Source organism: Photorhabdus hainanensis (assembly GCF_018448965.1).
GTDB classification, from domain to species: Bacteria; Pseudomonadota; Gammaproteobacteria; order Enterobacterales; family Enterobacteriaceae; genus Photorhabdus; species Photorhabdus akhurstii.
Window position 1 is genome coordinate 13,779 of record NZ_RCWD01000054.1, and the last position, 14,342, is coordinate 28,120.

Sequence of the window (14,342 nt, forward strand, 5' to 3'; positions counted from 1 at the left end):
AAATTTCATTTAAGTGACGGAAAGTTGTTTTTTGTGTCGCCACAGTGTTGCATTTACCCTAAACCTTCATATTCATATCAGAAAATCATCAGTTTTGGCGAAATTTCTAAAATTTAATGGCAGGTCACGTTCTATAAGTATTACTTATACGCAGAAGGCTTAGGGAAGGTGCTTTTGTTGCTTGTTATGATGCTTGAGTCCCCCTTGATTTCTGGGGGACGAATAAAAAAATCAATTATTGCTTAGACAAAAATGATCTATTAATTGGGAAATTATCTTTCTGGTGGGCTCAATAAATGACATATCAATAAATTCATCTGGTTGATGCGCCTGTTCAATAGAGCCTGGGCCAAGGACTAACGTTGGGCATAATTCCTGAATGAATGGAGCTTCGGTACAGTAGTTGACCGTTTCAGCCTTGCGGCCTAGCAGTTTCTCTATCACATCAATCATCTTGTGATCGGTTGGGCATGCATAACCGGGAATGGGAGCATGTAATTCATCGATAGTTAAGCGGCCAGGCCAACGTTGTTTCACTGGTTCCAGTGCTTCATTTAGCAGTCCGTTCAGATCCTGTAACGTTAGTCCCGGTAATGGGCGAATATCCATATGCAATTCACAATGGGCACAAATACGGTTTACTGCGTCACCTCCGTGAATATAGCCGAAATTCATGGTTGGATATGGAATGGCAAATGCCGGGTTGTTATAGCGCTCTTTTAGCGTATTGCGTAGTTCAATCAAGTGCCCAATAGATTCGTGCATCAAATCAATGGCGTTTATACCACGGTCTGGATCACTGGAATGCCCGGATTGACCAACAATGCGGATAGCGTTCGATAAATGTCCTTTATGTGCGCAGATAGGATGCAATGAGGTCGGTTCACCAATAATAGCGAAATCCGGTCGAATAGTGGTACTTGCGGCAAAATAGCGGGCTCCCGCCATTGTTGTCTCTTCATCTGCGGTTGCCAGAATGTACAGCGGACGGGTTATTCTACTGACATCAATGTCTCGCAATGCATCAATAATAAAGGCGAAAAAGCCTTTCATATCTGCTGTACCTAAACCATACAGTTTGTTATCTCGTTCTGTCAGGGTGAAGGGATCTTTAGCCCAGAGTCCTTCATCAAAGGGGACAGTATCAGTGTGCCCACATAGGAGTAATCCACCTGGGCCACTCCCCAGCGTCGCCAGTAGATTGTATTTTCCGTGGGTCTCGGGGACGGGTTGTATCTCAATCTCGAAACCAATTTCCTTTAACCAACTTGCCAGTAGGTTGATGAGAGATTCATTACTCTGGTCAATACTGATATCGGTGGCGCTGATAGAGGGAGTTGCGATTAGTTGCCGAAATAACTCAATAAATGGAGGTAATTTGATATTCACTGTTGACAGCCTTTATTCATGATAGTATCAATATTCATGCATTTTTTTTGAATAAAAATGCATTATCCCGTTTACATACTGAGCACAAGGTAAAGATATCCTATGTTGAATACGCTGGTTGTTGGTGCAAGTGGTTACACCGGAGCAGAATTGGCAGCATATCTGCATCGTCACCCGCATATAAATCTGGTTGGACTAATGGTTTCTGCTCAGAGTGTTGATGCAGATAAATGTTTCTCAGATTTACATCCACAGTATAAAGGCATTGTTGATCTGCCGCTGCAACCGCTGACTGATATTATTAATGTTGCTAAAGGGATTGATGTGGTTTTCCTTGCCACAGCCCATGAAGTCAGTCATGACATTGCGCCGTTATTTCTGGCGGCAGGTTGCATTGTGTTCGATCTCTCCGGTGCCTATCGCGTACAAAATGCTCAGATTTATCAACAATACTACGGATTTAAACATAAGCATACCGAATGGTTAGCACAAGCAGTATATGGACTTGCCGAATGGCAGGCTGAAAAGATCAAACAGGCCCAATTGGTTGCTGTACCGGGATGTTACCCAACAGTTTCTCAACTCTCTCTGAAACCACTATTGGAAAATAGTTTGCTGGATACCAAACATTGGCCAGTGATTAATGCTACCAGTGGCGTGAGCGGCGCAGGTCGGAAAGCCAGTATCACCAACAGTTTCTGCGAAATCAGCTTACAACCTTATGGAATATTTACCCATCGTCATCAACCGGAAATTGAGGAACATTTGGGAACCAGAGTGATTTTTACTCCGCATCTTGGCAATTTCGCACGGGGTATTCTTGCCACAATTACCTGTAAATTGAAGCTGGGTGTTACCGCAGAACAGATAAATGAAGTTTATCAGCAAGCATACAAAGATAAGCCATTGGTGAGGCTCTACAGAAAAGGAGTACCGGCATTGAAATCCGTTGTTGGGCTGCCGTTCTGTGATATCGGTTTTGTTGTACAGGGTGACCACCTGATTGTTGTAGGTACTGAGGATAATCTTTTGAAAGGGGCGGCAGCTCAGGCGGTTCAGTGTATGAATATACGTTTTGGGTTTGAAGAAACTCAGGCATTACTTTAATGATTGACATGAAGGAGTAAAGCAGATGGAACCTTTAGTCATAAAATTAGGTGGCGTGTTACTGGATAATGAAGAAGCATTGGAACGCGTGTTTACTGCATTGCAGGAATATCGACAAACGCATAAACGCCAGTTGGTTATTGTTCATGGCGGTGGCTGTCTGGTGGATGAGTTGATGCAGAAGTTGCAGCTACCGATAGAGAAGAAACAAGGATTGCGGGTAACACCCGCTGATCAAATTGGGATGATTACGGGAGCGTTAGCGGGTATAGCCAATAAGACCTTGTTGTCGTGGGCGACTAAATATCAACTTGCATCAGTTGGATTATATTTAGGAGATGGTAATGTGGTCAGAGTTTCCCAACTGAATGAAGAGTTGGGGCATGTGGGGAAAGCGATGCCGGGCGATGCTAAGTTGCTGAAAACGCTATTGGATGCAGGTTACATACCCATTATCAGTTCGATTGGGGTAACAGATAAAGGAGAGTTGATGAATGTGAATGCCGATCAGGCAGCAACAGCGATAGCTCAGACACTAGGCGCTGATTTGGTATTGCTCTCTGATGTTAGCGGTATTTTGGATGGTAAAGGGCAGAAAATTCCTGACATAAATGCTGAAAAAGCAGAACAACTTATTGCACACGGCATCATTACTGACGGCATGATTGTGAAGGTGGATGCAGCTCTAGATGCCGCCAGGACATTAGGTCGCCCGGTAGATATTGCTAGTTGGCGTCATGCAGATCAACTGACCGACCTGTTTAACGGTGTTCCCGTCGGTACTCGTATTCTGGCTTAAATTAAGTTTGATTAATTTTCGGCAAAGCTTTGCTGATAAATAACAACGAAATTTCAAAGGGTAACTTCATGCATACTAAAGATATTAAAAAGATCGTTCTTGCTTATTCTGGTGGTCTGGATACTTCTGCCATTATTCCTTGGCTGAAAGAGCATTATGATAACTGTGAAGTTGTTGCGTTTGTCGCCGATGTGGGACAAAGCCGTGAAGATCTGGAGGGCGTGGAGCAGAAAGCTTTACGCTCTGGCGCATCAGAATGTCATGTTGTGGATTTGCGTGAGGAGTTTATTAAAGATTATGTTTATCCGGTGCTGAAAACTGGCGCTTTGTATGAGGGTAGCTATTTATTGGGCACTTCAATGGCACGACCAATTATTGCTAAAGCACAGGTTGAATTGGCATTGAAAGTGGGGGCGGATGCACTTGCTCATGGCGCAACAGGTAAGGGTAACGATCAGGTTCGGTTTGAAAGCACTTATACGGCATTAGCTCCTCAGCTAAAAGTCGTCGCGCCGTGGAGAGAGTGGGATTTGCGTTCCCGTGAGGCGTTGTTGGATTATCTGAAAGCGCGAGATATTCCAACCACTGCGACATTAGAGAAAATTTACAGCCGTGATGAGAATGCGTGGCATATCTCTACCGAAGGCGGCGTATTGGAAAGCACCTGGAATGCATCCAATAAAGATTGTTGGGTGTGGACAGTCGCTCCAGAAGAGGCGCCAGATGAAGCTGAATTGGTCAGTGTCACCATTGAGAGAGGCGAGGTTGTTGGGGTTAACGGCAAGGTGATGTCTCCATATCAATGCCTTGAAATGCTGAATGCTCTGGGAGCAAAACATGGTATCGGTCGGATCGATATCGTAGAAAACCGGCTGGTGGGAATGAAATCTCGTGGTTGTTATGAAACACCGGGAGGAACCATTATGATGGCCGCGTTGCGTGGTGTTGAACAACTGGTTCTGGATCGCGATAGCTTTAAATGGCGTCAGCAGCTTGGACTGGAAATGTCCTATGTTGTTTATGATGGACGTTGGTTTGCCCCGTTACGTCACTCTATTCAGGCAGCCGCTGAGATGTTGGCTGTGGATGTCAGCGGTGAAGTCGTGCTGAAACTCTATAAAGGCCAAGTGACAGCGATCCAGAAGAGATCAGCAAATAGCCTTTATTCTGAAGCGTTTGCAACGTTTGGTGAAGATGAGGTTTATGATCACAGCCATGCAGCAGGGTTTATCCGTCTGTATTCTCTCCCTTCGCGTATTCGGGCGTTAAATAGTAAAGAGTAATTTCATTGTTCGTAGTTATGGAGATAATGACCAGATCGTAAATTCATCCTTGTATTTGATTTCTCTAGTCTATTATCTCCATAATTGAAAATGAAATTGCTGTTTATAAAAGGTCATCAATCACTCAGACATCAGATAATCAGGAACGAAAATATGGCACTCTGGGGCGGGCGTTTCAGTCAGAAAGCAGATCAACGGTTCAAACAATTTAACGATTCACTTCGCTTTGATTACCGGTTGGCGGAACAAGATATTACCGGTTCAGTTGCATGGTCGAAAGCGCTGGTAACGGTTGGTGTGCTAACCGTTGAGGAGCAACAAAAACTGGAGTTGGCATTAAATGAATTGCTGAATGAGGTTCAGGCTAATCCACAAGCCATCTTGCAAAGTGATGCAGAAGATATCCATAGTTGGGTAGAAGGGCAGTTAATCAGTAAAATTGGCGACCTGGGTAAGAAGCTCCATACTGGCCGTAGTCGTAACGATCAAGTGGCGACAGATCTCAAGCTTTGGTGTAAAGAATACATTTCACATCTCCATCAGGCAATTGTGGAGTTACAGCAGGCGTTGGTGATTACTGCGGAGAATAATCAGGATGCGGTGATGCCGGGCTATACCCATCTGCAAAGAGCGCAGCCTATCACATTTGCTCACTGGTGTTTGGCATATGTGGAAATGTTGGTTCGTGATGAAAGTCGGTTACAGGATACTTTAAAGCGGCTGAATACCAGCCCGCTTGGGTGTGGTGCATTGGCTGGAACCGCTTATGATATTGATCGCGAACAACTGGCATCATGGCTAGGTTTTGCTTCAGCGACACGTAACAGCCTGGATAGTGTTTCAGATCGTGACCATGTATTGGAACTGCTATCTAATGCCAGTATCAGTATGGGCCATCTTTCCCGTTTTGCGGAAGACCTCATTTTCTTTAATAGCGGTGAAGCAGGATTTATTGAACTGTCAGATCGAGTCACTTCCGGTTCTTCTCTGATGCCACAGAAGAAAAACCCGGATGCGCTGGAGTTAATCCGTGGGAAATGTGGCCGGGTGCAGGGAGCATTGACCGGCATGATGATGACGTTGAAAGGTCTGCCGTTGGCCTATAATAAAGATATGCAGGAGGATAAAGAAGGGTTATTTGATGCGCTGGACACTTGGCTAGATTGTTTGCATATGGCAGCGTTGGTGTTAGATGGCATTCAGGTCAGGCGTTCACGTTGCGCAGAAGCAGCTAAACAGGGTTATGCTAACGCGACTGAATTAGCTGACTATTTGGTGGTAAAAGGGGTTCCATTCCGTGAAGCTCACCATATTGTTGGGGAAATTGTGATTATGGCGCTTGCTCAGGGTAAGGCGCTGGAAGCGTTGTCATTGGCGGAGTTGCAGAAGTTCAGTAGTGTAATTACTGATGATGTATATGATATTTTGTCTCTGCAATCTTGTCTGGACAAACGCCTTGCAAAGGGTGGCGTATCGCAAAAACAGGTGATGAAAGCGATTGTAGAGGCTAAACAGAGGCTAAAATTAAGTTAGCCATTATCAGCAGGGGGGATTAATCTATCCCCTGTAAAATAAATGCAATCTTTATATATAAGTTTTTAATGATTATCTGATAGTCTTTTCCTCACGTTGATATAATTATCTATTGGTATTTTCCATCATTTATATTAAATATGTCGAGGTGGGAATGAATATCCGCGATCTGGAATATCTTGTGGCGCTTGCGGAGCATCGGCATTTTCGCCATGCTGCTGATTCTTGCCACGTCAGCCAGCCTACATTGAGCGGGCAAATTCGTAAGCTTGAGGATGACCTAGGTGTAATGTTATTGGAACGCACCAGTCGTAAAGTTTTGTTCACTCAACAAGGGATGTTATTAGTAGAACAGGCCAGAACGGTCCTCCGTGAGGTTAGAATTTTGCAGGAAATGGCGTCACTTCAAGGGGAAAATATGTCTGGTCCTCTGCATATTGGCCTGATCCCTACCATTGGCCCATATCTGTTGCCTCATATTATTCCTGGGCTTCATGGTTTGTTTCCTAAGTTGGAAATGTATCTGTATGAAGCACAGACTCAAAGTTTGCTAGCCCAGTTAGATAGCGGCAAATTGGACTGTGCGATTCTGGCAATGGGTAAGGAGACAAGAGCCTTCATTGAAGTGCCATTGTTTGAAGAACCCATGAAACTCGCTATCTATGATGGCCATCCTTGGGCAGAGCGAGAAAAGATTGCTATGGATGAATTGGCAGGTGAAAAATTGCTGATGCTAGAAGATGGTCATTGCTTGCGTGATCAGGCTATGGGGTTCTGTTTTCAAGCTGGCGCGAAGGAAGATACCCATTTTCGTGCAACCAGTTTGGAAACTCTGCGCAATATGGTTGCTGCCGGTAGTGGAATAACCTTATTGCCTGATCTGGCAGTGCCGCAAGAGAAAAAACGCGATGGTGTCTGTTATCTGGAGTGTAGCAATCCCGAACCTAAGCGATCTGTTATTTTGATTTATCGTCCTGGTTCACCTCTGCGTGGTCGCTATGAGCAACTGGCAGAGGCTATTAGAGCTAAAATGGGCGCTTATTACGGGCAATCAAAATAGTCGGTTCAGGCCATTTAGCGCTGCGACACGGTAGGCTTCAGCCATAGTCGGATAGTTGAAAGTAGTATTGACGAAATATTCGATAGTATTACTTTCACCTTTCTGTTCCATAATTGCCTGGCCGATATGAATGATTTCAGCCGCACGTTCCCCGAAACAATGAATACCAAGAATCTCTTTTGTTTCTCTATGGAATAGTATTTTCAGGCTTCCTACGTTCATCCCCGCAATTTGTGCGCGTGCAAGATGTTTAAATTGTGCGCGTCCAACTTCATAAGGCACTTTCATTGCTGTTAATTGTTGTTCGGTTTTACCTACAGAGCTGATTTCCGGAATGGTATAGATACCTGTTGGAATATCTTCAATAAGATGAACTTCGGCGTTTCCTTTCGCCATCGCTTGGGCGGCAATTCGTCCTTGATCATAAGCAGCAGAAGCCAGACTTGGATAACCGATAACATCTCCTACAGCGTAGATATTTTCATTGCTGGTTTGATAGATCTTATTAACTTTCAGTAAACCGCGGCTATCTGCTTCCAGACCAACGTTTTTCAGCCCTAGAGTATCAGTATTGCCTGTTCGGCCGTTAGCATAAAGCAGACAGTCAGCTTTGACTTTTTTACCGGATTTGAGGTGAACGATAACACCGTCATCAACACCTTCAATTTTAGAATATTCTTCGTTGTGGCGGATAACTATACCACTATTCCAGAAATGGTAAGAAAGTGCGTCTGACATCTCTTGATCAAGGAAAGCCAGTAAGTGGTTACGAGTGTTGATTAAATCAACTTTTACGCCTAATCCACGGAAGATTGAAGCATATTCGCAACCAATCACTCCGGCGCCATAAATAATGACATGCCGTGGTTCATGATCCAGTTTCAGAATGGAATCGCTGTTATAAATACGGGAATGGGTGAAATCAACATCTGGTGGACAATATGGGCGAGAACCGGTTGCGATAATAATCTTATCTGCGCTTAAAATATCGTAGTTATCGTCGGCATAGCGCACACTCACCCGGTGATCATCAATGAATGTTGCTTCCCCGGAAAACATACGACACCCATTACGTTCGTAAAATCCTTGACGCATTCTAGTTTGCTGATTAATCACCATTCCAGCACGGCGTAAGATTTCAGCAAATGAAGAGCGAAGAATGCGGGAATTATCACTGTACAGAGGGTTTTGGTTAAATTCGATAATACGGCTGACGGCGTGACGGAGGGCTTTGGACGGGATGGTACCCCAATGAGTACAACCACCACCAACATTATTATAGCGTTCGATAACAGCAACGCTTTTACCCTGTTTCACCAATCCCATTGCTGCTCCTTCTCCACCGGGACCAGAACCAATGACAATGGCGTCAAAATGAATATGTTGCATATGAGGAAAGACCTGTTTTTACACAAAATTACAACGCTATATTAACATTGGTTGACTTAATAGCCCAATCGTCATAAGGATTTTATATCTCGTTTAGGGTGAATTGAACATAGTTTTGCCCGTTACGTTAATCTGGTGCAGGACCATGAAGCTTTTGGAAAATAAATAATTATCTAACGACCGAAGTGAATTAACTAAAGAGGGAATGCTCACCTTAATGCTTTTTTGACTACGTGTAGTCGCCTTTATCATCCTAATATCTAATAAGAAAATGCGCTGAGAAAATGACATTGATCATTATAAATGACATGATAAGCACATCATTACGGCAAACGCGTTAAAATTTGGTATATTTCCTAACATGTAGTTCAGATAAAGAGTCAGGATTCGTGTGAGTAACGTTATCGGCATCAGAGCGAAACAGAAAGAGAAAACTCGTCGTTCACTGATTGAAGCAGCTTTCAGCCAGTTGAGTGCCGAAAGGAGTTTCACCAGCCTTAGTTTGCGTGAAGTCGCCCGCGAAGCAGGTATTGCACCCACTTCATTTTATCGTCATTTCCGTGATGTGGATGAGCTTGGGCTGACGATGGTAGATGAAAGTGGTTTGATGTTACGTCAGTTAATGAGGCAAGCCCGGCAACGTATTGCTAAAGGTGGCAGTGTCATCCGCACATCTGTTTCAACTTTTATGGAATTTATCGGTAATAATCCAAATGCATTCCGATTATTATTACGTGAACGTTCAGGAACTTCTGCTGAATTTCGTGCCGCTGTCGCACGGGAAATCCAACATTTTATTGCTGAACTGGCAGACTATTTAGAGCAGGAAAGCTGTATGCCGAGGCATTTTACTGAAGTGCAGGCGGAGGCAATGGTAACAATAGTATTCAGTGCCGGTGCAGAAGCATTGGATATTGATTTGGAGAAAAGACAGCGTTTAGAAGAACGTTTAGTCTTGCAGCTACGGATGATTGCTAAAGGTGCATATTATTGGTATCGCAAAGAAATGAATCCACCGAACCCTAAACTTAAATAACTATGAAGGAGGAGAACGAAATGATGGAACAATATCGCCAGGATAAAAGTACATTGTTACTCGCTTTTATTGTCGGACTAGCAACGAATGGAACGTTTTCAGCAGTTTTTAGCTCAGTTGTTTCTTTTTCAGTTTTCCCATTGATAACACTGATTTTATCAATTTATTGTATCCATCAGCGCTATTTGAATTACTCAATGCCAGATGGGATGCCTAAGTTAGTTGTTGCTTGTTTCCTCTTAGGATTATTTAGTTACAGTGCGATTATCAGGGTTGAATACCCTGAAATTGGCTCTAATTTTCTACCTGCGGTAATAGGTACCGTACTGGTATTCTGGATTTACAGAAAGGTAAAAATTCGTAAAAACCAGGCAATTATAGAAAATAGTCATTAATTGATGAAAAACGCCGGCGAGATAACTATCCGCCGGCGTTTTTGTTTTATATGTTCGTTAAGTATCAGATTAATTTTTCCAGCAGTACGCCGCATTCCATATGGTATGTATAAGGAAACTGATCAAACAGAGCCAGATGGCTGATTTTATGCGTTTGGGTTAATGTTTCCAGATTGTGGCAAAGGGTTTCCGGGTTACAGGAAATATAAAGGATCCGTGGATATGTCTGGACCATTTCAAGTGTTTTTTCATCAAGGCCGCTACGTGGCGGATCGACAAAAATCGTTTCACATTGATAGCTTTTTAAATTGATTCCTTGAAGGCGATTAAATTCGCGTTCACCATTCATTGCTTGAGTGAATTCCTCCGCTGACATGCGGATAATTTGTACATTATCAATCCCGTTGGCTGCAATATTATATTGAGCGGCAGCAACGGATGGCTTGGCAATTTCTGTTGCCAATACTCGTTCAAAATTTTGAGCTAATGCCAGAGAAAAATTACCATTACCGCAATAAAGTTCAAGTAAATCACCTTTTGAATCCTTGGTAATATTAATTGCCCATTCAAGCATATGAATATTGACGCTAGCATTTGGTTGGGTGAAGCTGTTTTCTACCTGGCGATAAATCATTTCTCGGCCTGCAACAGGTAAAACCTCATCGATATAATCATGATCCAATGTGATTTTGGTTTTAGCAGCTCTGCCAATTAACTCAACGTCAAACCCTTTATTTTTTAATGCTTCACGCAGTTTTAATGCCTGTTGTGTCCATTCATCACTCAATTTTTTGTGATAAAGCAGAGAAACAAGGATTTTATTACTGCAAGTGGACAGATAATCAATTTGAAATAGTTTATGACGCAAGATCTGTTCAGATCTAATGGAGTCAATTAATTCTACCATCATTTTATTGATTAACTTACTAGCGACAGGGAATTGAACAAGACGAATACGCTGTTTCGTCTGTTGATCGAACATAATATGGTATAAATCATCCTGCTCATGCCAGATTCGAAACTCTGCTCGCATTCTGTAATGAGATTGCGGTGAGCGGAAAACCTCTGGCTCCGGGGGCTGGAAAAGCGCCATCATGTTTTTTAAGCGGCTGACCTTCTCCGTCAGTTGCTGCTCGTAGCTTTCCGTTGGCAGGGGATTTTGCATTATGTTTGTTCTCGTATATCTGTAGTAAGAAAAATTTTCGTGCGAAATTGTAGGGAAAGAGCAAAGGATGTCCAGTTTTCTTATTACTCATGCATAATCCTGTCTATGCTTACTATCATGAGTAAGTTGCACGCTTTATCGTAGCGTATCCTTCTGACAATAAATTGTGGGATGTTTTCTCATGATAAATAAAAATCGGTTTATATTATCCACTGTTCCAATTGTAGTGATTTTTAATTGGAATCAAGCCTCTGCTGCGGTGGAGTTGCAGGATTCATTGGTTGTGACGGCGAGTCGTTTTAAACAGCCAGTGTCAAGCATACTGGCCCCTTATACTATTGTAACAAGAGATGAAATTGATCGTTGGCAGCCAAATAGTGTAGCCGATATTTTACGTCGTCTACCCGGTGTTGATATTGCTCATCATGGTGGTATTGGACAATTAAGTTCTCTGTTTATTCGCGGAACTCATCCTCGTCATGTATTGGTGTTGATGGATGGAATACGTTTGAATCAAGCGGGTATCAGTGGCTCCTCTGATTTAAGCCAGATACCTGTATCATTGGTTCAGAAAATTGAGTATATCCGTGGACCACGTTCCGCTGTTTATGGTTCTGATGCTATTGGTGGTGTTATCAATATCATCACTACCAGAGAGAAACTAGGAACTTACCTTAATGTAGGTATCGGCTCACATGGCTATCAGACTTATGATGGCGCAACTCAGCAAAAGTTAGCTGAAAATACAGTCCTGACAGCAGCAGCTAACTATACCTATACTAAAGGGTACGATGTTGTTGCTGATGGTAATACTGGTGGCTTTAAACAGCCTGACCGTGACGGTTTTATGAGCAAAATGCTCTGGTTGGGAGTCGATCAAAAATTTAATGAGCAAGTCAGTGGGTTTATTCGAGCTTATGGCTATAACAATAGAACATCTTATGATGCGGATATTAATTGGAGTTATCCATATGCTAGACCGGATACCCGTGAACTTTATAGCCGCCACTATGATACGGGGATCAGATTTAACCGTGGGATCTACTCGTCCCAATTAATTGCAAGTTATAATCATATAAAAGACTATAACTTTGACCCTAAATATGGGCGCTATGACAAGGCTGCTAGCCTTAATGATTCTGAACAATATAACCTGCAATGGGGAAATACGTTTCAACTATATCAGGGTATGGTCAGTACAGGTGTGGATTTCCAAAGACAATCGATAGAAGCTGGAACCAGTTATATTCCGAAGAGTGAAACGGTACGTAATACAGGAATGTATCTGACAGCACAGCAACAACTAAAAGATTTTATTTTAGAAGGCGCAATTCGTTCAGATAAACATTCAGAAGCTGGTTGGAATACCACATGGCAAGCCAGTTTAGGTTGGGAGTTTATTAAAGATTATCGTCTGATCGCTTCTTATGGTACGGCATTTAAGGCTCCAACGCTGAGCCAGATGTATGGTTTCGGTGGTAATCATGATTTGAAACCGGAAGAAAGTAAACAATGGGAAGGTGGTATTGAAGGCGTAACAGGCCAGCTAAATTGGCGTCTGACTGTATATCGCAATGAGATTGAGCAATTGATCGATTATGCAAATAGCCGTTACTACAATATTGGTAAGGCAAAAATTAAAGGTGTTGAGTGGACTGGTTCAATGGATACAGGCATATTTCAGCATCAATTGACGGTACAATATATCGACCCTCGTAATAGTGAAACTAATGAAATTTTAGTTCGTCGGGCGAAGCAGCAAGTCAAATATCAACTTGACTGGCAGCTATATGATTTTGATTGGGGGTTAACTTATCAATATCTAGGGCGGCGTTATGACAACGATTTCAGTACATTTACGGCTAAGCGTGTAAAATTAGGTGGCGTCAGCTTTTGGGACTTAACGGTTTCATATCCAGTCACTTCTTATCTGACAATCCGTGCTAGAATAGCCAACCTGCTTGATAAAGATTACGAGACAGTTTATGGCTATCGCATTCCAGGACGCGAATACTATCTCACTGGGAGCTATAACTTCTGATTTAAATAAAGTCGCACGTCCGACAGTTTTAGTGTTTGATTCTGGGGTAGGCGGCTTATCTATTTACCAAGAGATCCGGCAATTATTGCCAGAGCTCCACTATATATATGTTTTTGATAACGAAGCATTCCCTTATGGTGAAAAATCGGAAGAATTTATTGTTGAACGAGTTGTTCAAATTGTTGCGGCTGTTCAGCAAAAACATCCTCTGGCAATAGTGGTTATTGCATGTAACACGGCAAGTACAGTCAGTTTGCCTGCTCTGCGTGAGCGGTTCAGCTTTCCGGTCGTTGGTGTGGTTCCAGCGATAAAACCCGCAGCAAAGTTAACTCGTAATGGTGTCGTTGGATTATTGGCGACTAGAGCAACAGTTAATCGTTCCTATACAAAAGAACTTATCGAAAAGTTTGCTATAGGTTGCAAGATTGAATCTATAGGCTCTGCTGAATTAGTAGAATTAGCTGAAGCTAAATTGCATGGTGGGAAGGTTTCTTCCGACATTTTAAAAAAGATACTGAAACCGTGGCTCGGAATGAAAGAACCACCCGACACAGTAGTATTGGGTTGTACTCATTTTCCTCTATTAGCAGAAGAATTAGTTCAGATACTCCCTGATGGCACACACTTAATTGATTCTGGTGCCGCTATTGCCCGAAGAACGGCTTGGTTAGTTAAACATCAGAATAATCTTGTTTGTACTTCAGCAGATAGTCTTGCTTATTGTATGAAAGTAAATACTGATACTGACGCATTAATCCCCGTTTTGCAGGAATATGGATTCTCAAAACTGGAAAAATTGATAACTTAAGCAAAATTTGATGGAATAATCATCGGTCGTTAACTTTTTTCAAAATAATTATTGCCAGCGTCAAAGAACTCCCTATAATGCGCCACCACTGACCGACACAACGCTGATAAACATTGTGAGGTCGGGCAGAGAGAAAGCGAATAAGCGCTTGACTCTGCGGGCGAACAGCGTAGTATACGCAGCCCGGCTGAGCGAGAATATGAAATTTTAATTCAGCCTGCTCTTTAACAATTAATCAGACAATCTGTGTGGGCACTCACAAGACCGTATCGCAAAAAAATACGTTTTAAAGTCTTGAAGAGTGAACAACAGTTAATTCATTACGAAATAATTAGTC

General features: G+C 42.6%; 12 protein-coding genes. 9 read left to right on the forward strand and 3 right to left on the reverse strand.

All coding sequences use genetic code 11. The features are described 5' to 3' along the window. Positions 1-231: 231 nt before the first annotated feature. Positions 232-1,389 carry an acetylornithine deacetylase gene (gene argE / locus EAE92_RS22135; protein WP_214069615.1) on the reverse strand — a complete coding sequence of 386 codons (1,158 nt, stop codon included), beginning with the start codon at positions 1,387-1,389 and terminating at the stop codon, positions 232-234. Positions 1,390-1,491: 102 nt separating this feature from the next. Between argE and argC the strand changes: the two genes are divergently transcribed. The 5 genes from argC (at position 1,492) to oxyR (ending at position 7,171) form a co-directional block, all read left to right on the forward strand. Further along, on the forward strand, positions 1,492-2,496 hold the full coding sequence (gene argC, locus EAE92_RS22140) for an N-acetyl-gamma-glutamyl-phosphate reductase (RefSeq protein WP_214069616.1): 1,005 nt from the start codon (positions 1,492-1,494) through the stop codon (positions 2,494-2,496). Positions 2,497-2,521: 25 nt separating this feature from the next. After that, positions 2,522-3,295, forward strand: coding sequence for an acetylglutamate kinase (argB, locus tag EAE92_RS22145; protein ID WP_214069617.1), 774 nt, complete (start codon positions 2,522-2,524; stop codon positions 3,293-3,295). 68 nt (positions 3,296-3,363) lie between these two features. Next, the gene (locus EAE92_RS22150; protein ID WP_214069618.1) at positions 3,364-4,578 is read left to right on the forward strand and encodes an argininosuccinate synthase; all 1,215 of its coding nucleotides are present in this window, start codon (positions 3,364-3,366) and stop codon (positions 4,576-4,578) included. Positions 4,579-4,731: 153 nt separating this feature from the next. Next, positions 4,732-6,111, forward strand: coding sequence for an argininosuccinate lyase (argH, locus tag EAE92_RS22155; RefSeq protein ID WP_214069619.1), 1,380 nt, complete (start codon positions 4,732-4,734; stop codon positions 6,109-6,111). Positions 6,112-6,265: 154 nt separating this feature from the next. Beyond that, positions 6,266-7,171: a DNA-binding transcriptional regulator OxyR gene (gene oxyR / locus EAE92_RS22160; RefSeq protein WP_214069620.1), complete on the forward strand. Its 906-nt coding sequence runs from the start codon at positions 6,266-6,268 to the stop codon at positions 7,169-7,171. On the opposite strand, the gene sthA is transcribed toward oxyR, so the two are convergent. Then, positions 7,163-8,560: a Si-specific NAD(P)(+) transhydrogenase gene (sthA, locus tag EAE92_RS22165; RefSeq protein ID WP_214069621.1), complete on the reverse strand. Its 1,398-nt coding sequence runs from the start codon at positions 8,558-8,560 to the stop codon at positions 7,163-7,165. The two genes, oxyR and sthA, sit on opposite strands and share 9 nt — an antisense overlap. Before the next feature lie 391 nt (positions 8,561-8,951). On the opposite strand from sthA, the gene fabR reads away from it, so the two are divergent. Together fabR and EAE92_RS22175 are read left to right on the forward strand one after the other, a co-directional pair. After that, the gene (gene fabR, locus EAE92_RS22170) at positions 8,952-9,596 is read left to right on the forward strand and encodes an HTH-type transcriptional repressor FabR (RefSeq protein ID WP_049584869.1); all 645 of its coding nucleotides are present in this window, start codon (positions 8,952-8,954) and stop codon (positions 9,594-9,596) included. Positions 9,597-9,619: 23 nt separating this feature from the next. Next, positions 9,620-9,991, forward strand: coding sequence for a YijD family membrane protein (locus EAE92_RS22175; protein ID WP_036782597.1), 372 nt, complete (start codon positions 9,620-9,622; stop codon positions 9,989-9,991). 64 nt (positions 9,992-10,055) lie between these two features. Here the strand turns inward: EAE92_RS22175 and trmA are convergent, their stop codons facing one another. Then, positions 10,056-11,156 (reverse strand): tRNA (uridine(54)-C5)-methyltransferase TrmA, encoded by a 1,101-nt coding sequence (gene trmA / locus EAE92_RS22180; RefSeq protein ID WP_246545351.1) that lies wholly within the window; start codon positions 11,154-11,156, stop codon positions 10,056-10,058. 181 nt (positions 11,157-11,337) lie between these two features. Between trmA and btuB the strand changes: the two genes are divergently transcribed. Further along, positions 11,338-13,197, forward strand: a complete 1,860-nt coding sequence (gene btuB, locus EAE92_RS22185; protein ID WP_214069622.1) for a TonB-dependent vitamin B12 receptor BtuB — start codon at positions 11,338-11,340, stop codon at positions 13,195-13,197. Next, on the forward strand, positions 13,142-14,005 hold the full coding sequence (murI, locus tag EAE92_RS22190) for a glutamate racemase (RefSeq protein WP_214069623.1): 864 nt from the start codon (positions 13,142-13,144) through the stop codon (positions 14,003-14,005). The genes btuB and murI overlap by 56 nt, the downstream gene beginning before the upstream one ends. Positions 14,006-14,342: the final 337 nt, after the last annotated feature.

What these genes read in the sequence shown, in the direction of transcription:
- argC (WP_214069616.1), top strand. Translation starts at nt 1,492, where the DNA reads ATGTTGAATACGCTGGTTGTTGGTGCAAGTGGTTACACCGGAGCAGAA.
- argB (WP_214069617.1), top strand. Translation starts at nt 2,522, where the DNA reads ATGGAACCTTTAGTCATAAAATTAGGTGGCGTGTTACTGGATAATGAA.
- EAE92_RS22150 (WP_214069618.1), top strand. Translation starts at nt 3,364, where the DNA reads ATGCATACTAAAGATATTAAAAAGATCGTTCTTGCTTATTCTGGTGGT.
- argH (WP_214069619.1), top strand. Translation starts at nt 4,732, where the DNA reads ATGGCACTCTGGGGCGGGCGTTTCAGTCAGAAAGCAGATCAACGGTTC.
- oxyR (WP_214069620.1), top strand. Translation starts at nt 6,266, where the DNA reads ATGAATATCCGCGATCTGGAATATCTTGTGGCGCTTGCGGAGCATCGG.
- sthA (WP_214069621.1), bottom strand. Translation starts at nt 8,560, where the DNA reads ATGCAACATATTCATTTTGACGCCATTGTCATTGGTTCTGGTCCCGGT.
- EAE92_RS22175 (WP_036782597.1), top strand. Translation starts at nt 9,620, where the DNA reads ATGGAACAATATCGCCAGGATAAAAGTACATTGTTACTCGCTTTTATT.
- trmA (WP_246545351.1), bottom strand. Translation starts at nt 11,156, where the DNA reads ATGCAAAATCCCCTGCCAACGGAAAGCTACGAGCAGCAACTGACGGAG.
- btuB (WP_214069622.1), top strand. Translation starts at nt 11,338, where the DNA reads ATGATAAATAAAAATCGGTTTATATTATCCACTGTTCCAATTGTAGTG.
- murI (WP_214069623.1), top strand. Translation starts at nt 13,142, where the DNA reads ATGGCTATCGCATTCCAGGACGCGAATACTATCTCACTGGGAGCTATA.